The organism is Zwartia sp. (genome assembly GCF_049655405.1).
GTDB lineage: Bacteria > Pseudomonadota > Gammaproteobacteria > Burkholderiales > Burkholderiaceae_B > Zwartia.
This window is the reverse complement of sequence record NZ_JBASJR010000012.1, coordinates 144,295-166,476: the sequence shown is the minus strand read 5'-3', so window position 1 is coordinate 166,476 and position 22,182 is coordinate 144,295. Positions and strand designations below refer to the sequence as shown.

The 22,182-nt window shown below is 52.4% G+C and carries 20 protein-coding genes, 1 tRNA gene and 1 riboswitch; of the genes, 16 read left to right on the top strand and 5 right to left on the bottom strand.

Annotation, left to right across the window (positions count from 1 at the left end; all coding sequences use genetic code 11):
- Window positions 1–81 precede the first annotated feature (81 nt).
- From atpE to WBJ47_RS11265, 11 genes are all read left to right on the top strand, one after another.
- Entirely contained in the window at window positions 82–321 is a 240-nt protein-coding gene (gene atpE / locus WBJ47_RS11315; protein WP_028816839.1) for a F0F1 ATP synthase subunit C, read from the top strand.
- A gap of 134 nt (window positions 322–455) precedes the next feature.
- The gene (locus WBJ47_RS11310; protein ID WP_422243329.1) at window positions 456–926 is read left to right on the top strand and encodes a F0F1 ATP synthase subunit B; all 471 of its coding nucleotides are present in this window, start codon (window positions 456–458) and stop codon (window positions 924–926) included.
- 14 nt (window positions 927–940) lie between these two features.
- Window positions 941–1,480, top strand: coding sequence for a F0F1 ATP synthase subunit delta (locus WBJ47_RS11305; RefSeq protein WP_422243328.1), 540 nt, complete (start codon window positions 941–943; stop codon window positions 1,478–1,480).
- A gap of 29 nt (window positions 1,481–1,509) precedes the next feature.
- The gene (atpA, locus tag WBJ47_RS11300) at window positions 1,510–3,051 is read left to right on the top strand and encodes a F0F1 ATP synthase subunit alpha (RefSeq protein WP_422243327.1); all 1,542 of its coding nucleotides are present in this window, start codon (window positions 1,510–1,512) and stop codon (window positions 3,049–3,051) included.
- Between the two features lie 94 nt (window positions 3,052–3,145).
- A complete protein-coding gene (gene atpG / locus WBJ47_RS11295) occupies window positions 3,146–4,054 on the top strand; it encodes a F0F1 ATP synthase subunit gamma (protein ID WP_422243326.1) in 909 nt (302 codons plus the stop codon).
- Between the two features lie 53 nt (window positions 4,055–4,107).
- A complete protein-coding gene (atpD, locus tag WBJ47_RS11290; protein WP_422243325.1) occupies window positions 4,108–5,508 on the top strand; it encodes a F0F1 ATP synthase subunit beta in 1,401 nt (466 codons plus the stop codon).
- A 9-nt stretch (window positions 5,509–5,517) separates the two neighbouring features.
- A complete protein-coding gene (locus WBJ47_RS11285; RefSeq protein WP_422243324.1) occupies window positions 5,518–5,943 on the top strand; it encodes a F0F1 ATP synthase subunit epsilon in 426 nt (141 codons plus the stop codon).
- 139 nt (window positions 5,944–6,082) lie between these two features.
- Window positions 6,083–7,039: a helix-turn-helix domain-containing protein gene (locus WBJ47_RS11280; protein WP_422243323.1), complete on the top strand. Its 957-nt coding sequence runs from the start codon at window positions 6,083–6,085 to the stop codon at window positions 7,037–7,039.
- 99 nt (window positions 7,040–7,138) lie between these two features.
- Window positions 7,139–8,227 (top strand): uroporphyrinogen decarboxylase, encoded by a 1,089-nt coding sequence (gene hemE / locus WBJ47_RS11275; RefSeq protein ID WP_422243322.1) that lies wholly within the window; start codon window positions 7,139–7,141, stop codon window positions 8,225–8,227.
- 317 nt (window positions 8,228–8,544) lie between these two features.
- Window positions 8,545–10,638: a primosomal protein N' gene (locus WBJ47_RS11270; RefSeq protein WP_422243321.1), complete on the top strand. Its 2,094-nt coding sequence runs from the start codon at window positions 8,545–8,547 to the stop codon at window positions 10,636–10,638.
- A gap of 9 nt (window positions 10,639–10,647) precedes the next feature.
- The gene (locus WBJ47_RS11265) at window positions 10,648–12,702 is read left to right on the top strand and encodes a UvrD-helicase domain-containing protein (protein ID WP_422243320.1); all 2,055 of its coding nucleotides are present in this window, start codon (window positions 10,648–10,650) and stop codon (window positions 12,700–12,702) included.
- Window positions 12,703–12,710: 8 nt separating this feature from the next.
- Here WBJ47_RS11265 and WBJ47_RS11260 read toward each other — a convergent pair whose 3' ends face one another.
- Window positions 12,711–13,877, bottom strand: coding sequence for a M20 family metallopeptidase (locus WBJ47_RS11260; RefSeq protein ID WP_422243319.1), 1,167 nt, complete (start codon window positions 13,875–13,877; stop codon window positions 12,711–12,713).
- Between the two features lie 12 nt (window positions 13,878–13,889).
- Window positions 13,890–14,777, bottom strand: coding sequence for an NAD(P)H-hydrate dehydratase (locus tag WBJ47_RS11255; RefSeq protein ID WP_424585366.1), 888 nt, complete (start codon window positions 14,775–14,777; stop codon window positions 13,890–13,892).
- A 117-nt stretch (window positions 14,778–14,894) separates the two neighbouring features.
- On the opposite strand from WBJ47_RS11255, the gene WBJ47_RS11250 reads away from it, so the two are divergent.
- The gene (locus tag WBJ47_RS11250; protein WP_422243318.1) at window positions 14,895–16,409 is read left to right on the top strand and encodes a 3-hydroxyacyl-CoA dehydrogenase; all 1,515 of its coding nucleotides are present in this window, start codon (window positions 14,895–14,897) and stop codon (window positions 16,407–16,409) included.
- A gap of 57 nt (window positions 16,410–16,466) precedes the next feature.
- Here the strand turns inward: WBJ47_RS11250 and WBJ47_RS11245 are convergent, their stop codons facing one another.
- Window positions 16,467–17,345, bottom strand: coding sequence for a c-type cytochrome (locus WBJ47_RS11245; RefSeq protein ID WP_422243317.1), 879 nt, complete (start codon window positions 17,343–17,345; stop codon window positions 16,467–16,469).
- 142 nt (window positions 17,346–17,487) lie between these two features.
- On the opposite strand from WBJ47_RS11245, the gene WBJ47_RS11240 reads away from it, so the two are divergent.
- A tRNA-Arg gene (locus tag WBJ47_RS11240) sits at window positions 17,488–17,562 on the top strand.
- A gap of 56 nt (window positions 17,563–17,618) precedes the next feature.
- Here WBJ47_RS11240 and gshA read toward each other — a convergent pair.
- Complete coding sequence (gene gshA / locus WBJ47_RS11235) at window positions 17,619–19,184, bottom strand: glutamate--cysteine ligase (RefSeq protein WP_422243316.1); 1,566 nt, start codon at window positions 19,182–19,184, stop codon at window positions 17,619–17,621.
- A 141-nt stretch (window positions 19,185–19,325) separates the two neighbouring features.
- Between gshA and WBJ47_RS11230 the strand changes: the two genes are divergently transcribed.
- Window positions 19,326–19,835 carry a hypothetical protein gene (locus tag WBJ47_RS11230; RefSeq protein ID WP_422243315.1) on the top strand — a complete coding sequence of 170 codons (510 nt, stop codon included), beginning with the start codon at window positions 19,326–19,328 and terminating at the stop codon, window positions 19,833–19,835.
- Here the strand turns inward: WBJ47_RS11230 and WBJ47_RS11225 are convergent.
- On the bottom strand, window positions 19,754–20,044 hold the full coding sequence (locus tag WBJ47_RS11225; protein ID WP_422243314.1) for a LuxR C-terminal-related transcriptional regulator: 291 nt from the start codon (window positions 20,042–20,044) through the stop codon (window positions 19,754–19,756). The genes WBJ47_RS11230 and WBJ47_RS11225 overlap by 82 nt on opposite strands.
- A gap of 206 nt (window positions 20,045–20,250) precedes the next feature.
- A riboswitch (SAM riboswitch) is annotated at window positions 20,251–20,330 on the top strand.
- Between WBJ47_RS11225 and metX the strand changes: the two genes are divergently transcribed.
- On the top strand, window positions 20,320–21,561 hold the full coding sequence (gene metX / locus WBJ47_RS11220; RefSeq protein WP_422243313.1) for a homoserine O-succinyltransferase MetX: 1,242 nt from the start codon (window positions 20,320–20,322) through the stop codon (window positions 21,559–21,561). Its footprint overlaps the riboswitch before it by 11 nt.
- Window positions 21,558–22,181 carry a methionine biosynthesis protein MetW gene (gene metW, locus WBJ47_RS11215; RefSeq protein ID WP_422243312.1) on the top strand — a complete coding sequence of 208 codons (624 nt, stop codon included), beginning with the start codon at window positions 21,558–21,560 and terminating at the stop codon, window positions 22,179–22,181. The genes metX and metW overlap by 4 nt, the downstream gene beginning before the upstream one ends.
- Window position 22,182: the final 1 nt, after the last annotated feature.

Below are 22,182 nucleotides of genomic sequence, written 5' to 3'. Positions count from 1 at the left end.
ATCGGTTTTACTTTGAAGTTTTGTAGTTTGAATTTTCGATATTTTAATTTTTGATACTTAGATACTAATCAAGGAGTTTTCATGACTAACGTCGCTTTCGTAGCTCTCGCTTGCGCTTTCATTATCGGTTTGGGTGCTTTCGGTGCCTGCATCGGTATCGGCATGATGGGTGGCAAGTACCTCGAAGCTTCAGCTCGTCAGCCTGAGCTGATGAACGCCCTGCAAACAAAGATGTTTTTGCTGGCCGGTCTGATTGACGCCGCGTTCCTGATCGGTGTGGGTATCGCCATGTTGTTCGCTTTCGCAAATCCATTCGTCTAAATCGACTGGATACTCGCAGCCCTTTAGGGGGTTGTGGGTGAACGTGCCAAGGGTGGTTTCTACCTTTGGCTTATTGATTCAGCCCGTTCAGGCAATTTCGCCTGGGGGGCACAAGATGTAATAGGGAAACGACCGTGAATCTGAACGCGACGATCTTTTTCCAGATGATCGTGTTCTTTGTCTTGGGTTGGGTCACGATGAAATTCGTGTGGCCACCTCTGACAAAGGCTATCGACGAGCGACGCCAAAAAATCGCTGAAGGCTTGGCTGCTGCCGAAAAAGGCAAGACAGACCTCGCCCAGGCTCAGGCGCGTATTGGTTCGATCGAGGCATCTGCGAAAGCTGAACTGCACACCCGAATGATTGATGCTGAAAAGCAGGGCGCTCAAATTATTGAGCAGGCCCGTGCCGAAGCTGAAAGCGAACGCGCACGAATTCTTGCGCAGGCCAAGCAAGATGCTGCTCAAGAAGTACAGCGTGCTCGCGACGCTTTGCGTGATGACGTTGCGAATCTCGCAGTCAAAGGCGCCGAGCAGATTTTGAAGCGTGAAGTGGATGCGCGTGCCCATGCCGAGTTGCTCACGCAACTTAAGTCTCAGCTTTAATACCCGGGGTCGACATGGCAGAACTTTCAACCGTTGCACGTCCTTACGCTGAGGCAATCTTTGCCGTGGCGCGTCAAGACGCTGCTGGTTTGGCCGCTTGGGCCGAGCAGGTCCAGCAGCTAGCTGATATCTCAGCGGTCGAAGACGTGCGTGTCGCAATGGCCGATCCGCGTCTTGAAGACGCGCAGCGCTCGAGTGTATTTTTGAGCTTGGTCAAGCCAGCTCCTTCAGCAACATTACAAAACTTTGTAACGTTGTTGGTAGCAAACGACCGATTGTCGTTGTTAGGTCAGATCGCCGAGCAGTTTCATGCTCTGCGAGATGAGGCGGAGGGTGTTGCGCAAGCTGACATCACCAGCGCCTTTCCAATGACCGAACAGCAGGTTTCAGATCTTATTAAGCTGCTTGAGCCAAAGTTTGGTCTCAAGCTCAAGCCCCACGTGAACGTAGACGCCTCCCTGATTGGTGGTGTGCGTGTTCAGGTGGGTGACCACGTACTCGATACATCCGTGCAAGCGCAGTTAGTCCGCATGCGCGACACGATGGCGGTTTAATCCGCCCCAAAGATTCCAGGAGTCTGAACATGCAACTCAATCCGTCAGAGATTAGCGAACTACTTAAGAGCCGTATCGAAGGTCTGGGCACATCGTCCGATATTCGTACACAAGGCACGGTCGTTTCCGTGACCGACGGCATCACCCGCATCCATGGTCTTTCAGACGTCATGCAGGGTGAAATGCTTGAGTTTCCCAACAATGTTTTTGGTCTTGCGCTGAACTTAGAGCGTGATTCTGTGGGCGCCGTTATTTTGGGCGACTACACAGGCGTCTCCGAAGGTGACGCAGTCAAGGCGACTGGCCGCATTCTCGAAGTGCCGGTTGGCCCCGAGTTGCTGGGTCGCGTTGTGAATGCTTTGGGTGTGCCGATCGACGGCAAAGGCCCAATCAACGCCAAAGAAACAGACATTATCGAAAAAGTTGCGCCTGGCGTGATTGCACGTCAGTCCGTGTCACAGCCTATGCAAACCGGTCTGAAGTCCATCGACTCGATGGTGCCGATCGGTCGCGGTCAGCGTGAATTGATCATTGGTGACCGTCAGACAGGTAAAACTGCTGTCGCTGTTGACGCGATCATCAACCAAAAAGGCAAGGGCGTAAAGTGCGTTTACGTCGCGATTGGTCAAAAAGCTTCAACAATCAACAACGTTTTGCGCAAACTCGAAGAGTTTGGTGCGCTTGACTACACAATCATTGTGGCTGCTGCTGCTTCTGACTCCGCTGCGATGCAGTATCTGTCAGCGTACGCAGGTTGCACGATGGGCGAATACTTCCGCGACCGCGGCGAAGACGCTCTGATTGTGTATGATGATTTGACTAAGCAAGCGATTGCCTACCGTCAAGTGTCATTGCTGTTGCGTCGTCCACCAGGTCGCGAAGCGTATCCAGGTGACGTGTTTTATCTCCACTCACGTTTGCTCGAGCGTGCTGCACGCGTGAACGAAGCCTACGTTGAGAAATTCACAAACGGTGCTGTCAAAGGCAAGACTGGTTCGCTGACAGCGTTGCCAATTATTGAAACTCAGGCTGGTGACGTTTCAGCCTTCGTTCCAACCAACGTGATTTCGATTACTGACGGTCAGATCTTCCTTGAGACAGACTTGTTCAACGCTGGTGTTCGTCCCGCGATTAACGCCGGTATTTCGGTGTCGCGAGTCGGTGGTGCCGCGCAGACAAAGATCATCAAGAAGCTGTCCGGTGGTATTCGTACCGACTTGGCACAGTATCGTGAACTCGCAGCGTTCGCACAGTTCGCCTCTGACCTCGATGACGCAACACGCCGTCAGCTCGAGCGCGGTAAGCGAGTGGTTGAGTTGCTCAAGCAGCCTCAGTATCAGCCGCTGCAAGTCTGGGAACTCGGTGTGATCCTCTTTGCTGTGAACAATGGCTATCTGGATGATGTCGAAGTCTCTAGCGTCTTGCCTTTCGAGAAAGGTCTCAAAGACTACCTCAAAGCGAAAAACGCTGCGATGATTGAGCGAATCGAAAGCACGAAAGAATTGTCGAAAGATGACGAGGCTGAGTTGGTTGCAGCGGTAGTTGACTTCAAAAAGAACGGTACCTACTAAGTAACCCGCTATAGCGCCACCCCAACATTTATGTTGGGATGTGCGCAAAGCAGATGGTCTGAAACCTGAGCACAGGTCTGACACAGGAAGCGAAATGGCAGGAATCAAGGAAATTCGAACAAAGATCAAGAGCGTGCAAAACACGCGCAAGATCACCAAGGCAATGGAAATGGTCGCCGCCTCCAAAATGCGCAAAGCGCAGGAAAGGATGCGTGCTGGTCGTCCATATGCCACTAAAGTCTATGACATTGCTAGCCACTTGATGGAAGCGAATCCTGAGTACACTCATCCGTACTTAGTTGAACGCAGCGACTTGAAGGCAGTTGGCATTGTGGTGGTTTCAACAGACAAGGGATTGTGTGGTGGTTTAAATACCAACATCATGCGCTTGGTGTTGGGCCGTATGCGTGAATTCAATGGCAAGAACGTGCGCACGCAATTTACAGCTTTTGGTAACAAAGGCTTGGGCGTGTTGACACGAATTGGTGCCGATGTTGTTTCTCAAGAAATCGGTTTGGGCGATCAGCCTGAGCTTGATCGCTTGATTGGTGCGATTAAGGTTCAGCTAGATGATTTTCTAGCAGGCCGTATCGATGCGATTTATATCGCGACAAACCGATTCGTCAACACAATGAAGCAAGAGCCTACGTTTACGCGTCTCTTGCCTTTGCCTGGCAAATTGGTTGATCCTTACCATGCTTCTTCAACAACAGGTCAAGACGGCGAAGCCGTTACGGCCGAACATGGTTGGGATTACCTGTATGAGCCAGATGCACAGACCGTGATTGACGAGTTGTTGCAGCGTTATGTCGAAGGTCTTGTGTATCAGTGCGTAGCAGAAAGTATGGCATCAGAGCAGTCTGCCCGTATGGTTGCCATGAAGGCAGCTTCGGACAATGCTAAGAAGGTGATTGGTGACTTGCAACTCGTCTATAACAAGACGCGACAAGCTGCTATTACTAAAGAAATTTCGGAAATCGTGGGGGGCGCCGCGGCCGTCTAATTTTTAGATTGCCTACCGGTATCCCATCAGACTTTATCAAGCAAGGAACAGACATGAGCAACGGAACCATCGTTCAGTGCATCGGCGCAGTGGTGGATATTCAGTTTCCCCGCGATAATATGCCTCATATTTATGAGGCGCTCCGCTTAGCGGATGACACTTCAAAATTCGCTGAAAAAGGCTTGACCTTTGAAGTGCAGCAGCAGCTTGGTGACGGCGTTGTCCGTACCATTGCTCTGGGTTCAAGCGACGGCTTGCGTCGTGGTATGGCTGTCTCCAAGACCGGCGCGCCGATCTCGGTGCCAGTTGGTACAGGTACTCTCGGCCGAATTATGGACGTGTTGGGCCGCCCGATTGATGATGCAGGTCCAATCGACAGTACAGAATTGCGTGCGATTCACCAGCCAGCCCCTAAGTTTGACGAGCTCTCGCCTTCGGTTGAGTTGCTTGAAACAGGCATTAAGGTGATTGACTTGGTGTGTCCTTTCGCCAAGGGCGGTAAGGTCGGTCTGTTCGGTGGTGCCGGTGTGGGCAAGACCGTGAACATGATGGAACTCATTAACAACATCGCTAAACAACACAGCGGTTTGTCCGTGTTTGCTGGTGTGGGCGAGCGTACACGCGAAGGTAACGACTTCTACCACGAAATGGAAGAGTCCAATGTGTTGGACAAGGTCGCGATGGTGTTCGGTCAGATGAACGAGCCTCCAGGCAACCGTCTGCGCGTTGCGCTGACCGGTCTCACTATGGCTGAGAAATTCCGTGACGAGGGCCGTGACATTTTGTTCTTCGTGGATAACATTTACCGTTACACCCTGGCTGGAACGGAAGTGTCAGCTCTGCTGGGTCGTATGCCTTCAGCTGTGGGTTATCAGCCTACATTGGCCGAAGAAATGGGCGTTCTCCAAGAGCGTATTACTTCGACAAAGACTGGTTCGATCACTTCGATTCAAGCTGTTTACGTGCCTGCCGATGACTTGACTGATCCATCGCCTGCAACAACGTTCCAGCACTTGGATTCCACAGTTGTGTTGTCGCGTGACATCGCTTCGCTCGGTATTTATCCAGCGGTGGATCCTCTTGATTCCACTAGCCGTCAGCTCGACCCTAACGTTGTGGGTGAAGAGCATTACAACGTTGCTCGTGGCGTTCAGCAGACTCTTCAGCGTTATAAAGAGTTGCGCGACATTATTGCGATTTTGGGTATGGATGAATTGTCCCCAGAGGACAAGCAGGCCGTTGCTCGCGCTCGTAAAATCCAGCGTTTCTTGTCCCAGCCATTCCACGTTGCTGAAGTGTTTACTGGTTCGCCCGGTAAGTACGTTCCTTTGTCGGAAACTCTCCGTGGCTTTAAGATGATTGTTGAAGGCGAGTGTGATGCATTGCCTGAGCAAGCGTTCTACATGGTTGGCGGAATCGACGAAGCCTTCGAAAAAGCCAAGAAACTCCAATAAGGATCCGTCATGGCTACCGTCAAAGTTGACGTCGTCAGTGCAGAAAAGTCTCTGTATTCTGGTGTCGCAAAGTTTGTAGTTCTGCCTGGTGAGTCGGGTGAGTTGGGTATTTTGCCCGGTCACACGCCTCTGATTTCACGCATTCGTCCTGGACTGGTGCGTATTGTTCTCGAAGATGACTCGGAAGAGACCATCTTTGTGGCAGGTGGATTGCTCGAAATTCAACCTGGCCATGTCACAGTTCTTTCAGATACTGCTATTCGTGGCGGGGATCTGGATGCTGAGAAGGCTGAGGCTGCTCGTTTGGCTGCTCAAGAAGCTCTTGCCAACGCAAAAGATAAGGCAAGCATGGACGTCATGCAGGCTGAACTCGATATGTTGGCTGCGCAGGCAAATGCTGCACGCAGGATTCGTGAGCTCACCAACAAGTCATAATTCGCCTTGTATGCGGATTAGAAAAACACGCTCTTGAGCGTGTTTTTTTTTGAGCCCGGACTTCTACGACTGCGTGAATTCCGAATATCTTGGTTGACTCCGAATCTCTACTCTCAGAGTTTTTCTGGAGAGAGATTTTATGCGTCAACAAATAGATTGCGCTGTTTTAGTCCTCGAGGCCCACCAGGCATGGATGCCCAAAGTGCTCAATATGCTTGAGCCAGGTCTTAATCGAGTTCGCTTACATCCGCTTGAGTGGGAGGCTGGGCATGATTTAGATCTCAAGCAAAGTTTGGAAGCCAATTCTCCTGTCAGCCTTCCAGTTGAGACACTGGCACAGGCGAGTATTGGGCTTAGGCGATACGACGTTGTGTTGTTACCCGTGTCTATGGATACCCTTGCGTGGACGCGACAAGCGCTTGCAGCAATCCCTCGAGGTCCTTTTGTACCTTTATTGGGTATTCTTAAAGATATTCGTTCAGCTGCCATACAAGATTTTCTTGAAATGGGGATGTCCGATTTTGTACGTATACCAATATGTCCTAATGAGTTTAGGGCGAGATTGCTGCATACAGTGACGGCAGTACCCAGGCCAGGAAGTTTGAGAGAGCCATCACTCAATTATGGGCAAACAATTGCGATCGCGAGAGGTGTGCTGCCCTTATTGAGTGATGAAGGTTTACGGGATTGGCTAGAACTGACTAAAAGTAAACCTCCTGCTAAAACAATACTTCCAGATGATCACGTCAGCAATGTCTTGGCGGGACTATTACCTAAAGGCCCTGATACTGAACAAGTTGGTCAAGAAAAATCAGAAACCATAGGGCTGGAGCATGAAGAAGGCTTTGTGGACACAGGTTGCCAATCTCTCCCTATGTCGTCACTGGATGAGTTAGGTAAGACCTATACACAAGGCCCTCTTAAGCTCGTGAAGGCAAAACTAATAGAGGAGTTTGAGTGTAGTTATATTATTGAGGCGCTGGAAAAAAATAAAGGCAATATTGCGATGGCTGCACGACATTCTGGGAAACATCGCAGAGCATTTTGGGCCCTTATGCACAAGTATGAAATCGATGCAGATGACTTTAAGCGCTAGAAAATGAACGATTGCCGCTCCGCTTTGCGGGAAGGGTAAAATGATGGGATCTTTTGTGCACCAGTCTTTAGTTGTGCACTGTCCGAACAAAGGAATGCTGTGTCTGTCACTCCCTTAAAGAACGACTTGTTGTTACGTGCGCTGATGCGCCAACCTGTGCCATACACGCCGACTTGGTTGATGCGACAAGCTGGTCGCTATTTGCCTGAATACAACGCAACACGTGCACGGGCAGGTTCGTTCATGGGGCTCGCCCAGAATCCAGACTATGCGGCTGAAGTCACCCTTCAGCCACTCGAACGCTTTGCGCTTGATGCCGCGATTCTGTTTTCCGATATTTTGACCGTCCCGGATGCAATGGGTTTAGGGCTTTCCTTTGCACAAGGCGAGGGACCAAGATTTGCCCATCCGATTCGTGATGAAAAAGATGTGGCAAAACTCGCCGTCCCGGATATGTCCAAACTCCAATACGTTTTTGACGCTGTGCGTGTCATACGACGTGAGCTAGATGGGCGCGTGCCGCTAATCGGCTTTGCTGGCAGCCCCTTCACCGTTGCGTGTTACATGGTTGAGGGCAAGGGAAGCGATGACTATCGCTTGATCAAAAGCATGTTGTACGCGCGACCAGATTTGTTGCATCGCATTCTCACAATCAATGCAGAGACAACGGCCCAATATCTCAACGCCCAAATCGATGCGGGCGCTCAAGCTGTCATGATTTTTGATAGCTGGGGCGGAGTGTTGGCTGATGGACTGTTTCAACAGTTTTCTTTGCATTACACCAAGCTTGTCGTGAGTGCGCTTAAGCGTGAAAATGAGGGACGCAAAGTCCCTGTGATTGTTTTTACCAAGGGTGGCGGTCAGTGGCTTGAGTCCATCGCAGCTTGTGGTGCGGATGCCGTAGGCTTGGACTGGACTGTCAATCTTGATGCCGCGCGTCGTCGCGTCTCTGACTCTGTTGCTTTGCAGGGGAATTTGGATCCGATTGCATTGTTTGGTGGTGAGCCAGCGATTCGCCAAGAAGTGCGACGCGTGTTGGATAATTTTGGTCCTGTCGGCACTGGCGGACATGTCTTTAATTTGGGGCATGGCATTTCTCAGTACACCCCACCTGAGGCCGTAGGGGTCTTGGTGGACGAGGTTCGAGCGTACAGCCCTAAGCTCCACGGATCGACCGCGGAAAAGTGAGTATCCATGCGGCTTTTAAAAGGATAATCGCCGTAATCCTGCACCAGTCTGACGCAGTTGTGCACAGCAGTAAATGTCCTCGGGAAAGCCCTAATTTTAGAAAGTCATTTCTACGATAGTTTCGTAACTAATTGATTTTAATGACTAATATGTATTAATAATTGTTAAATTGCTATATTCTTTAGTACAAAGTACCCATGCGGTGACGTGTCGGTCAATTGTTTTCCCCAAAGTTATCCACAAGTCGAGACATCATTTTGTTGAAGCCATGATGTGTCAGTCTTTTAGCCGCAAATCCAAGAAACAACATTAAGTACATGTCAGATTCGCGTCATTTACAGTTGGACGATAGGGCCTCTTTTGAGGTCTGGATCCGTGTGGCGTTAGATGTTCCTCTGGACGGACCTTTTGATTATCGATGCACCAAAGAGGTGGCGGTAGGCGACCGAGTCATCGTTTCGTTTGGACGACGCAAAATGATCGGGCTGGTGGTGGAACTTCCCTTAGAGCCTGGTTGTGACCCAAGCTTGATCAAGTCGGTTGAGGCCGTCTTGAAAGATATCGCCCCGATGTCGGCGAGCTGGCTAAAATTCACTAAGTTTGCTGCGGACTACTATCAGCGCCCATGGGGCGAAGTCGTCATGCCTGCCTTGCCTGTTGCGTTGCGAAGTTTGAGTGCCTATCAAGGCAAACGCTCCGCCGGAGGACCTGTAGAGCGCTTGGATCAGCGGCGCGCACCAAAACTGACACCAACGGTCAGTACAGAGGCTCCACCTTTAAATAGTGCGCAGCAACACGCGGTAGAGACCATTACCGCCGCACAGAGCTTTCAGCCGTTTCTGTTGTACGGTGTGACAGGAAGCGGAAAAACAGAGGTGTATCTTCATGCTGCAGCGCAAGCTTTAGCGCGTGGCAAGCGTGTACTGATGTTGGTGCCGGAAATCAACCTGACGCCGCAATTTGAACAGTCCCTGCGTGCACGTCTTGAGCCTGTTGCGGGCGTAGGGGGTGTCGCAGTCCTGCACAGTGCCCTTTCTGATGGTGAGCGCCTGAGAGCTTGGTTGCGGGTGCAGCGTGGTGAGGCGAAGGTCGTGCTGGGGACGCGGCTCTCAATTTTTGCACCTCTGGACGATGTTGGATTGATTGTCGTGGACGAGGAGCATGATCCTTCCTACAAGCAGCAAGATGGTTTGCGTTATTCGGCACGCGATTTGGCAGTCTGGCGTGGACACGATCTCGGCATTCCTATTGTGCTGGGCTCCGCAACGCCATCGCTTGAGAGCTGGGTACATGCCGAAAAAGGGAACTATAAAAGACTGGATTTACCCGCGCGTGCACGGGATGTGACCTTGCCATCCATCCGGTTGGTGGACACGCGTCGTCTCAAGATGGAGCACGGCATGTCTGTGCAACTACTGGATGCGATGCGGGCACGTCTCGCGAATCATGAACAGGTCTTGATTTTTTTGAATCGCCGAGGTTATGCCCCTGCGTTGCATTGCACCTCGTGTGGCTGGGTAAGTCAGTGTCCGCGCTGTACAACGTTTACCGTCTTGCATCGCATGACGCCTGGTCGTCATCAGCTGCATTGTCATCATTGTGGATATCAGCAGCGTGTCCCTCAGGCTTGTCCTGATTGTGGTGATCAGGATATGCAACCCATTGGTCGAGGGACGCAGAGGATCGAAGAGCAACTCGCCTTGTTGTTTCCCGACGCACGTGTCGCCCGTATTGATGCGGATAGCACGCGCAAAAAGGGCAGTGCGCAAGCTTTGTTTGCCAGCGTGCACGCAGGCGAGGTGGATATTTTGGTGGGTACACAAATGGTGGCCAAGGGCCATGACTTTGCCAATCTAGGTTTGGTGGGGGTATTAAACGCAGATGCGATGCTTTTCTCTCAAGATTTTCGGGCCCCAGAACGACTTTTCGCACAACTGATGCAGGTGGCCGGTCGTGCAGGGCGTCATACCGGGCATGGTGAGGTGATCGTGCAGACAGGCTATCCAGAGCAAGCTGTCTATCAGGCGTTACTCAAGCATGATTACTCAGGCTTTGCGCGTCATACGATGGGAGAGCGAGAGGCAGCCATGTTGCCCCCGTTCTCGCATCAGGCCTTGCTGAGTGCCGAGGCGCGTGAGCTCAATGTTGCCCTTGGTTTTTTACAGGCAGCGCGTGACGAAGCACAAGCCGTATTGGAAGCACAACAAATTGATGCGGTGATTACCTTGTACGACCCCGTCCCCTTGAGAATTGTGCGTGTCGATAATATGTGCCGCGCGCAGTTACTCATAGAGGCCACACATCGTCCTGCATTGCAGTCGCTCTTGAGAAGCTGGCTTGCGGCATTACAAGACCACCCCGATCTGCGTCGAGTACGATGGCAGCTTGAAGTTGATCCGCTCGAAATTTGATTGGTTTCCATGTCGACGTCTTTTACTAATGGTCTGAACACTGCCCAGCGTGAAGCTGTGCTCTATCTTGATGGGCCATGCCTCGTTCTTGCGGGAGCCGGCTCGGGCAAGACCCGTGTGATCACTCAAAAAATTGCCTATTTATTGTGCGACTGTGGGTATCCAGCGCGTAACGTACTCGCGCTGACCTTTACAAACAAGGCGGCGCGCGAAATGGAGGATCGTGTCAAACGGCTCGTCGATCCTTCGATCGCAAAAGGCCTCACGATCAGTACATTTCACTCGCTTGGCGTAAAAATTTTGCGCGAAGAGGCGCACCATGCAGGATTAAAGCCTCGGTTTTCCATTTTCGATTCGGATGATGCGCTTGCCATTATTCAAGACTTACTGGCGACCACTGATCGAGGGCGCCTGCGTTCTGTGCAGCAGACGATTTCCCTGTGGAAAAATGCGATGCTGGATCCAGATGCCGCAGCCAATATTGCTGCGACACCGAGCGAGATTGAGGCCGCACGCGTTTACAGAAGCTATAACGCGACATTGGCAGCGTATCAGGCTGTCGATTTTGATGATCTGATTGCGATTCCTGCACAGATCTTTGAGCGCAGTGTTGAGGCGCGAGAGAAGTGGCAAAAAAAGGTGCGCTATCTTTTGGTTGACGAGTATCAGGACACCAACGTGTGTCAGTACCGTTTGGTCCAGTGGCTGACGGGCGCACGCGCTATGTTTACAGCTGTGGGTGACGATGATCAGGCCATTTATGCTTGGCGTGGCGCGACCATTGAAAATCTCGCCAAGCTCACCACTGACTATCCGCAGATCAAACTCGTCAAGCTTGAGCAAAACTATCGCTCAAGCCAAAGCATTCTTGCCGCGGCCAATCATGTCATTGCCAAGAACCCCAAACTCTTTGAAAAGAAATTATGGTCAGAGCATGGCATGGGGGATGCGATTAGCGTGACCGCGATGACAAGCGACGAAGTTGAGGCTGAAAACGTCGCTATGAAAATCTCCGCTGCACGCTTTGAAAAACAAGGTGCTTGGAAAGATTTTGCAATTTTGTATCGCGGAAATCATCAGTCTAGGATAGTCGAGCAAGCGATGCGCAATCTGCACATTCCCTATACGATTTCTGGTGGACAGAGTTTTTTTGATAAGGCAGAAGTCAGAGATGTGCTCGCGTATTTGCGACTGATTGCCAACGAAGATGATGATCCAGCTTTTATTCGTGCGGCTACTACGCCTAAGCGAGGGATTGGGCAGGCCACACTCCAGACACTTGGGCAGTATGCGGGTGAAAGGCAAATCTCGTTGTTTGAGGCTTTGTTTGAACAAGGGATAGAGCCCCGACTCAATGCGAGACAGCTTGAACCTTTGCGCACATTTGGAGAGTTCATTGGGCGAATTCAGTATCGTGCGGGCCGTGTAGAGCCAGGTCAACCCGTTCATGCCGCGGAACCCGCAGGCGTCATTCTGGATGATTTGTTGAGCGCGATTCAGTATGAACGGTATCTGTACGATATTTTGGATGAAAAGCCTGCGCAGTCACGCTGGCAAAATGTGCTTGAGCTCACAGGCTGGCTCAAGCGTAAAGCAGAAGCGGACAGCATGGGCTTGATTGATCTTGTGCAGCATGTTGCCCTCGTGACGATGCTTGAGCGTAGCGAAGAGGATGAGCCGGATGCGGTCAAGCTTTCAACGCTTCATGCGTCAAAAGGTTTGGAGTACCCGCATGTTTATTTGCTCGGCGTCGAGGAGGGGTTGTTGCCACATATGGGGCGTGATGATGAAGATGTCGATCCCGCCAAGGCAGCCGACGCGTTGGTATCAAGGATTCAGGAAGAACGACGACTGATGTACGTGGGGATCACCCGCGCTCAGCGCAGCTTGCATTTGAGTTGGTGTCAAAAGCGTCGTCGCGCGCGCGAAGACCTCGTGAGAGAGCCTTCGCGTTTTATCGAAGAAATGGGCTTATCAGCGGCATCACTTCAATTGCAACCCGATACGATGAGTCCAAAAAACCGCCTTGATATGCTCAAGGCGATGTTGAATAAAAAAAGTTAAGACACAATCTATGCTGTGAGATTGGCGAGCGTGTTACGCCAGAATTGCAATCTTCGTGGCAGCGTTGAGACAAAAATGTGCTCACGCAATGTGTGTGCGCCATCGCCTTCGGCACCGAGCCCGTCAATAGACGGACAACCAATTGCGGCGGTAAAGTTTGCATCACTGCCGCCACCTGAAACGGGTGCTTCTTCGAGCACAAACCCTGCGTCGCTTGCAAAGGGCTTGAGTGTTTCTAGCAATTTGTCTGCGGCGGGAGATTTGACCATTGCCGGACGATTGAGTTCGACCTCAATGTTTAGCGTGACATCAGGGCCAACGGGCTTGAGCGCTTGCATGCGCGCCAACACCTCTTGTCCCGTCGCTTCGTCAGGAATACGGAAGTCCACCATCACTTCGCAATGCGATGGGACGGTATTGGTGACCGTGCCGCCGCTGATTGTGCCTACGCTCACGGTGATGCCGCGGCTGTAGTCGGTCATGGCCTCCAGAGCTAGGATTTGATGGGCCATTTCTCGAATGGCACTACGGCCTTTTTCGTGCGCCATGCCAGCATGCGAGGGTTTTCCTGTCACGACGAGTTTAAGCATGCCTGTGCCTTTGCGTCCCGTGACGCAGCGTCCACCATTTGGGCGGGCAGGTTCTGGGACGAGGGTATAGACCGCACGCTTGGCAAACGCTTCGATGTGTTCACGCGAGGCATGGCTGCCAACTTCTTCGTCGGGGACAAGTAGAAAGTCAACGGGCATGGGGGTAGAGCCTGGTTTAGAAAATTCACCTAAAGCGGTCAGGGCTAAAAAAGTCCCTCCCTTCATGTCAAAACATCCTGGTCCGTATAGTTTGTCGTCCTCGATCCGGCAAGGGTTGGTTTGAAGCGTGCCGTGTGGATGGACAGTGTCGATGTGGGCAAGCAATAGCAGGCCGGGGCGCGTGTCACCGTCAGCACGGTTGGTCGCATGAATCAAGGGGAGTTGGGTGGGACCGATTTCGCTCAGTTCAACTTTCAAGCCGGCAGACTTTGCTTTGGTGACCACAATTTGCGCCATGCGATGGACTGCTGCAGGGTCATTGGACGGTGATTCGCACTCGATCCAAGTGCGGATTCCTTCGGCAAGGGCTTGCGCCTCAGGCGTAGTGGCGGGGCGGTCAAGTCCTGGCGCAGTGGCGGTATTCATAAGGATCCTTGTCTAAAGTGGCTTGGTGGTGTCTTTTTTAAAAGATACTCGATTTCTGAGGTCGCGAATGGCCTGTGGCAGTTCGCCTGCAGTTAAACCAATCGGTCCTCGACCTTGCTCCACGAGCGCATCGGCGGCCGCACCGTGAAGCCAAACGGCACCCGGAATGGCTTGTTCAGCTGGAATGCCTTGTGCCAACAGGCTGCCAAGCAAACCGCTTAAGACATCTCCCGTTCCGCCTGTGGCGAGACCGACATTGCCGCTGGTGTTGATTTGCCAGACCCCACTTGGTGAGCAAACGATTGTTCGGGCGCCTTTGAGTACGATCCAAGCGTGGTAAGCGTGGGCAAGCTTTTGTGCGGCACCTGGTCGGTCTGCTTGAATCGTTTGGGTATCTGTTTGCAGCAGCCTGGCTGCCTCCGCAGGGTGAGGCGTCAGCACGACGAGTCCTCGGCCCCAGGTATTTGAAATGTCGCCTTGAGCGAGCGCATTGAGCGCATCGGCATCTAGGACGAGCGGGCGTTCAGCTCGAGCGCTCAGTAACAGGCGCAGTAAGTTCAGTGCAGCAGGTGCAAGACCGAGCCCGCAACCTGCGACCCAGGCATCCATGGTTGCTGGTTTTTCAAGCAACGCATGTGCATCATGCAGCATCATTTCTGGGTTGAGGCTGTCGTAGGCAACAGGTTTGGGTGTTTGGGTCAGTGCGAGATAGACTTTGCCCGCACCACTTTTAAGCGCCGCTCGTCCTGCCAAAATCACCGCGCCGGTCATGCCGCTTGAGCCACCTAGTATGCCAACAGACCCAAAAGTCCCTTTGTGACCCTCAGGGTCACGCGCGGCAAACACCAATGGGAACTGTAGTTCCGTAATGGGACTGCCACTCGGGAGGATTGATGTCATAAAGAAAGTGAGTTGTTGAAGTGGTGTGGTCAGATCGGTGGCGATCATGACGAGAGCCTTGAATATGACTATTATGCAACAGCTATAGTTTGATCTAATTAGATTTCAGGAAAACATATGAAAGCGATTCAGACAGTAGGTGTGGCCGGTGCCGGCGCAATGGGGCGAGGCATCGCGCAAATCGCCGCCCAAGCGGGTTTACGAGTCAAACTGTTCGATACCAATCCAGCTGCGCTGAACTCCGCGCGCGACACGCTGACCAATACTTGGACGATGCTCGCCACCAAAGGAAAAATGACGGCTGAGCAGGCCCACGAGGCCTTGGGCAGGCTGTATCTGATTGATGAAATCAAGGATTTGTCCGATTGTGATCTCATCATCGAGGCCATTATTGAGCGGCTCGAAATCAAACAGCCTTTTTTTAAAGAGCTTGAGTCGGTGGTTTCAGCCGAATGCATTCTCGTTTCGAATACTTCCTCACTGTCGATTACCTCAATTGCAGCGGTTTGCGCACATCCAGAACGCGTGGCCGGCTTTCACTTTTTTAATCCCGTTCCCCTCATGAAAGTGGTTGAGGTGATCGATGGTTTACGCACGGACCCTGCGGTGGGTGATGCGCTCATGGCACTCACAGTGCGGATGGGGCACACGCCAGTGCGTGCCAAAGATATGCCTGGTTTTATTGTCAATCATGCTGGCCGCGGGATGAATACCGAGGGTTTGCGTGTGGTGCAGGAAAATGTGACTGATTTTTCAACAGTCGATGGGATCATGCGCGAACAGGCCGGTTTCAAAATGGGGCCTTTTGAGCTGATGGACTTGACTGGACTCGATGTGTCGCATGCCGTGATGGAGTCCATTTATCATCAGTTTTATGAAGAGCCCCGCTTTAAACCCTCGCCAATCGGAACCGTACGCGTAGCGGGTGGTTTGTACGGTCGCAAGAGTCAGGGAGGCTTTTATGCCTATGTGGAGGGTCAAAAGCAGCCTGTAATTGAGGCACCGGCGCCTGCTTTAAATGGTCCGGCCAAAGTGTGGGTCAGTCCTGCACATCATCTGGGCCACGCCAGAGCGGTAGAGCTCCTCAAACGGCTTGGCGCTCAAGTGCAGGGCGGACATGCGCCCGACGTAGATAGCCTCATTGTTGTGACACCATTCGGCGAGGATGTCTCGACAGCGGTATCAAAGCAAAAGCTTGACCCTGCTCGTACTGTGGGTCTTGATACGCTGCATGATTTTGAGCACTCGCGCAGGCGCACGCTCATGGTATCGCCTGCCACACATCCGGAGTATCAACACAAAGCCCATGCGATTTTTGGTGGTGATAGTGTGCGTGTCAGTATTGTTCGAGACTCGGCGGGTTTTGTTGCACAACGAATCGTCGCAATGATCGTGAACGTTGCGTGTGACATTGCTCAGCAAAATATCGCGACCCCCGAGGACATTGATCGCGCGGTCAATCTTGGTTTAGGGTACCCCAAAGGTCCTTTGGGATTGGGCGATGCGCTAGGGGCAGAAAATATTTTGGATATCCTGCGCAATATGCAGAGCGTGACGGGTGACCCGCGCTATCGTCCAAGCTTGTGGCTGCAGCGTCGCGTGCAGCTAGGGATGTCTTTGTTGAGTGCCTAGAGGATTGGTAGTCTGGGCGCCGCTGCCAATGGCAGGGCTCCCAGACTTAACCGAGAATCACTTCGCTGCATCCACCATGTATTGCGTGGCTGCGCGCAGGTCAGCATCACTGGCTCCAGCAGCACCGCCCTTAGCAGGCATGATGCCCTTGCCGGCTACGACAGAGGCGACTAGCGCATCCATACCGGTTGCGATACGTGGCGCCCAGGCTGCTTTGTCAGCAAACTTTGGCGCGCCAGCGACACCTGCGACGTGGCAGGCTGCACAGGCTTGTTTGTAGAGCTTCTCACCGACGTCATTGGTGGCTGGTGCGGCTGTAGGTGCTGCGGCAGGTGCTGCTGCGGCAACGGTTGCAGGAGCTTTTGGTGTGGCAGCAGCAGGGGCCATGACTGGTGCTGCCGCTGGCGCTGCAGCAGCTTCAGCAGGCTTGGGTTCGGCAGGTTCAGCGAACTTGCCGCCTGCAGCATTTGTCATGTAAACCACTGCGCGAGCAATTTCAAAGTCGTCCAGCGCTGGGTTGCCGCCTTTGGCGGGCATTGCGCCTTTACCTTTGACGACACTTGCAATCATGGACTGAAGACCCGTGGCGATTGGCGCTGACCAAGCCGCAGTATCTCCAAATTTCGGGGCGCCAGCGGCTCCAGCAACGTGACAGCCTGCACAGACGGCGGTGTAGACTTGTTCACCCGTTTTAAAAACTTTAGGACCACTTGCATCAACGAGATCCAGCTTGGCGACTGGAGCAATACGCTTTTGTGTCGCTTCGGGACCAAGAATGTCGGAGCCCGCGCCCACTTGGTCGCCTGCAGTAACAAGCTTGACCAGCAAGATGATGACGATAATGGGCAAGACAAAAGACAACACGATCGTGACGATCAGTTGCTTGGGTGTCTTGATAGGTGATTGATGTTCTTCGTGTGGCTGCGTATTGCTCATGACCAAATCCTGCAAGTTGTTCGGCGGTTTTCTTACAACCCAAGGATTATAGCGGCATCGGACGGGCTAGGTGAAAAAGAGCGTCGTCAATTCCCTTTGCTCAAAAGGGCGGGTCGCTTCTGCCGCTATAATTCTGTCGCTGGCGCCCGTAGTTCAATGGATAGAATAAGAGTTTCCGAAGCTCTCGATACAGGTTCGATTCCTGTCGGGCGCACCAGCCAGCCTTAAAATGTCTGAATCTACCCCCTCAAGCCCCCGCTGCCGCCAACCCGATCAGGTTGGCTTTTTTAATGCTTGATGAAAGCGGGCAACATAAGCGTCAAAACTCTCTTGATCATTTGCCTCAAGCTCCTGTTGCTCCATGAGTGACTGTGTGGCTTGCGCCTGTGTGGAGGCCAGCTCTGCCGGGCTTAAGCCTGTTTTCTTGAGGCTTTGCGCATGTGCGGCGCTTTGTTCCAGCGTAAAGTCGTGAAAAGAGAGCTTGCGTGCGATGAGTTGCTCTAAAAACTGGGCAGAGGGTGTTTTTGTCGGGTCAGCGACTTTTGCCCGCTGGGACAACACGGCGGTTTTGTAGTCTTTTTCTTTTAAAGTGCCATCAAGCGTTTCGGCGCACTGAGCAATTTCGTCCAGTAGTTCGTCCGCCCATTGCTTGAGTGGCGTTGGTTTTCCGAGTTTTGAGAGCATCAAGCCGGGCTCACGGCCTTGTTTGACGACACGTGCAAAGTTGGCTGCGCTTTCGGGGCACCAGCCACTGTCGCTAAAGGGGGGGCTTTCCTGTAGAGCACAAAAAAGAACAAACGCGTCTACAAAACGGGCAGTTTCCGCTGAAATCCCGGTGGGTTGTGTCGGATCGATATCGAGGCAGCGCACTTCAATGTACTGAATGCCGCGCTCTGCTAAGGCTGTAATCGGGCGTTCGCAAGGGCCTGTCGTGCGCTTGGGACGGATGCTTGAGTAAAACTCATTTTCAATTTGCAAAACATTTGTGTTGAGCTGTATCCACTCGCCATGACGATGGGTCCCAATGGCTTGATAGTCCGGCCAAGGGGTTGTGACCGCGTCATAGAGGCGCTCGAGGAACGTACTGAGGTCGTTGTAGCAAAGCTTGAGGCCGGATTGCGCCTTGTTTTGATAGCCTAGGTCACTCATGCGCAGACTCGTGGCATAAGGCAGATACATGGTTTGCGCATCTAACTCGTGTAACTCACCAGTCTTTCCGCGTAAAAAGTCTTTTGAGACTGCGGGGGAGGCCCCAAATAAGTACATCAGCAGCCAGCTGTAGCGTGTGAAGTTACGGATCAGCGCAATATAACCAGCAGATCGGCGTTCCTGAGCAGTAGGTTGAGGGAGATCAAGCAACTCCCAAAGAGACTCATCAAAGGAAAAGTTGTAATGCAGGCCGGCAATGCATTGCATGGTGCGACCGTAGCGCTCTGCCAAGCCTCTGCGGTAGACGTGCTTGATCATTCCAGTATTGGATGTGCCATACCAGCCGATCGGAATTTCATTGTCTGCGGGGAGATGCGCCGGCATTGAGTGGTTCCACATGAGCTCATCGCTCAAGGTGGAGGCCACGACGCGGTGCACCTCGTTGAGCTCAGCCATCAGGCTGTCAACGTTTGAGTGGGTGCCGGTTATCAACTCTAGCAATGCTTCAGAGTAGTCTGTCGTAATGCGAGGATGCGTCAGGGCTGAGCCTAGCGCGGAGGGGTGGGGGCGTTTGGATAACGTGCCTATTGCGTCGACGCGCAGGCCCTCTTTTTCAATGCCGCGCAGCGACTTCCCCAGAACTTCTGGGTGTAATTGGAGGGTGGCAAGACGTTGAGTCAATATGGACACTGGTAAACCTATTGCTGAAGCGAATCAATTCATTTTAAGGGATGCGTGACTGTACCCGCGTATGACAAAAATAGAGGACAATTTACCTAGGTTTTGTTGGTCATTCATTTTCACCCCTAAGTCAGCTTTTTGAGGCGATTTGTGCGCAAATTTATTTCCCTATTGTTGTTGTTGTGGTTTTCGGTCGCAACCTTAGAAGGGTGTACGCCTGAATACAATTGGCGGGAATTCACAGTGGCCGAGGATCGTGGCGTCATGATGTTTCCTTCGCGTATTCAGACCGAACAGCGACAAATCGACGTTGAGGGGATTCCCACGACGTTTTCCCTGACCTCGTCGGCTGTCGGGCCGTCCGTGTTCTCGGTAGGCTTTATCCCGCTGCCGGAGACCCTCGGCCAAGAGAAAAGCCAGGCCTTGGTCAAGACGGTGGTCTCAGCACTCGCGGTGCGTGCCGGAAAGCAAGCACCAGAAAGTGCACTGAAAGGAGAGGTTTTTACCTTGGAAACTGTTGTGGCAAACAAGCCCTCTCTGATGATGGCTCGAGTGGTTGTGCATCGTGGCATGTTGATTCAAGTCGTGGTCTCTGGGCCGAAACAATCTCTTTCAAATGAGAATGCGCTGGAGTTTGTTCGTTCGCTACGGTTAAAGTGAGGATTGCCCGTTAAGAGGCCGAGTCGCAATGCCTGAGCAACCCCTGCTTGTCGGCCGTAAACCTTGAGCTTGCGGCAGGCATTGAATAAGTGAAAGTTGACTGTCCGTTCGGAGAGCCCAATGATCAAGCCGATTTCCCAGCTGGTTTTGCCAGCAAATACCCACTCCAGGCATTGCAACTCGCGTCCGGAAAGACGTGGATTTATCATGAGAAAAAAGTCCCTAATGGACGCAAATGAGAATTTGATAGTGTGAGTGTTTATTTCTCTCATTAGAATGCGCAGAACCCCTGTGGTGTGAGGTTCATTTGTAAGAAAGTGTTTGTGGCGCTGGAAAAGTTGTAACAGGGTGTGTAAGAGCGCTGCGCGCGCGCGATTCACTCCGCTGTTTTGTTACCGTGTCGATGTTAAACTTTCAGATAGTTGGCGCCGATTTGCTCGATCCGCTTGCGGGCGCCTCATAAATCCCGCTAAAGAAGGTCTGTATGACAATTCCGTCCAGCATTAAGGGCGAGTCCCCCGCACAAAACCCCTTTGTCACGCCAATGGGCTCAGTTGGTGTCGTCCACACACAGTTCTTGCACTTTGATGCGCCACTGTCTTTAGTCAGCGGCCACACCTTGTCTTCCTATGATTTGGCGATTGAGACTTACGGGACCTTAAATGCGGATGCCAGCAATGCTGTGCTGATCTGTCACGCGTTGAATGCTTCACATCATGTGGCAGGTGTTGCGGCAGAAAACCCTGAGGATATTGGTTGGTGGGACAACATGGTCGGCCCAGGTAAGCCGGTCGATACCAATGTATTTTTTGTCATTGGTATTAATAACTTGGGTTCTTGCTTTGGCTCTACAGGTCCTGCCAGTATTCGCCCTGAAACGGGCAAGCCATGGGGGGCGGCTTTCCCTGTGTTGACCGTCGAGGACTGGGTGTCGGCGCAGGCGCGCGTGGCGGATCGCCTTGGCATCCAAAGGTTCGCTGCTGTGATGGGTGGATCGCTCGGGGGGATGCAGGCGCTCAGTTGGGCGATCACTTTGCCTGAGCGTGTGGCACACTGCGTGGTGGTGGCGAGTACGCCACGATTGTCCGCGCAAAATATTGGTTTTAACGAAGTGGCTCGGCGTGCCATCATCACAGACCCCGAGTTCCATGGGGGTGATTACTATGCGCACAATACCGTGCCGCGTCATGGCTTATCCGTAGCAAGAATGATAGGTCATATTACCTATCTGTCTGACGACGATATGGCGGAAAAGTTTGGCAGGACCCAACGCGAACCTGCAGCTGATGGTGCTTACCATTATGGCTATGGGGTGGAGTTCGAGGTTGAGTCTTATCTGCGCTATCAGGGCGAAAAGTTCTCTAAATATTTTGATGCCAATACCTATTTGCTGATCACGCGTGCCTTGGACTATTTTGATCCGGCCAAGCAAACCGGGGGCGATTTCGCACGTGCGATTGCACCAGCTCTCGCTGACTTCCTGTTGGTGTCTTTTACGACGGACTGGCGGTTTCCGCCTGAGCGCTCCCGAGAGATTGTGCAGGCTTTGCTGAAAAACGGTCAACCTGCCACGTATGCGGAGATTGATGCGCCACACGGGCATGATGCGTTTTTGCTGGATGACTCGCGCTATCACAACCTGATGCGTGCTTATTTTCTCAGGATTGCCGGGACTGTAGTCAAGGCGACTGCTCCGGTGCTAAAGGAAAGTGGGGTCCGCGCATGAATGAGCAACAAATGCTGAGTGGTCAAACGATGGAAGGTGATCTGCGCGGGGACTTGGCGCGGATCGCGCAATGGGTGCGGCCCAATAGCCGAGTGTTGGATTTGGGTTGCGGTGATGGTGTACTGCTTGCACATTTGCAGCAGTCTAAAAACGTGCAGGGTGTGGGCGTTGAAATCAGCGATGACCGTGTCTTGAGCTGCGTACAGCGCGGTGTGCATGTGATTCAGCAAAACCTCGAAGACGGTTTGGCGATGTTTGACGATCAGCAGTTCGATACGGTCGTGCTGTCCCAGACGCTGCAGTCTATGCATCATACCGAGCACATTTTGCGCGAAATGGGGCGCGTGGCGCGTGAGGGGATCGTTTCTTTCCCTAACTTCGGTTATTGGCCTCACGGTTGGTCGATTTTGCGTGGTCGCATGCCTGTCACGGGGCAAATGCCTTATGACTGGTACAACACCCCAAATATCCACCTTTGCACGCTCAAGGATTTTGAGCGCTTGGCCAATACCCTTCAGTTCACCATCCTTGAACGTGCCACCTTTAATGATCAGCACGAGGTGAAGATGTTCGCGGGCTGGCGCAGCACGCTTGCAGCGTATCGATTTACAGCGAGGTGAG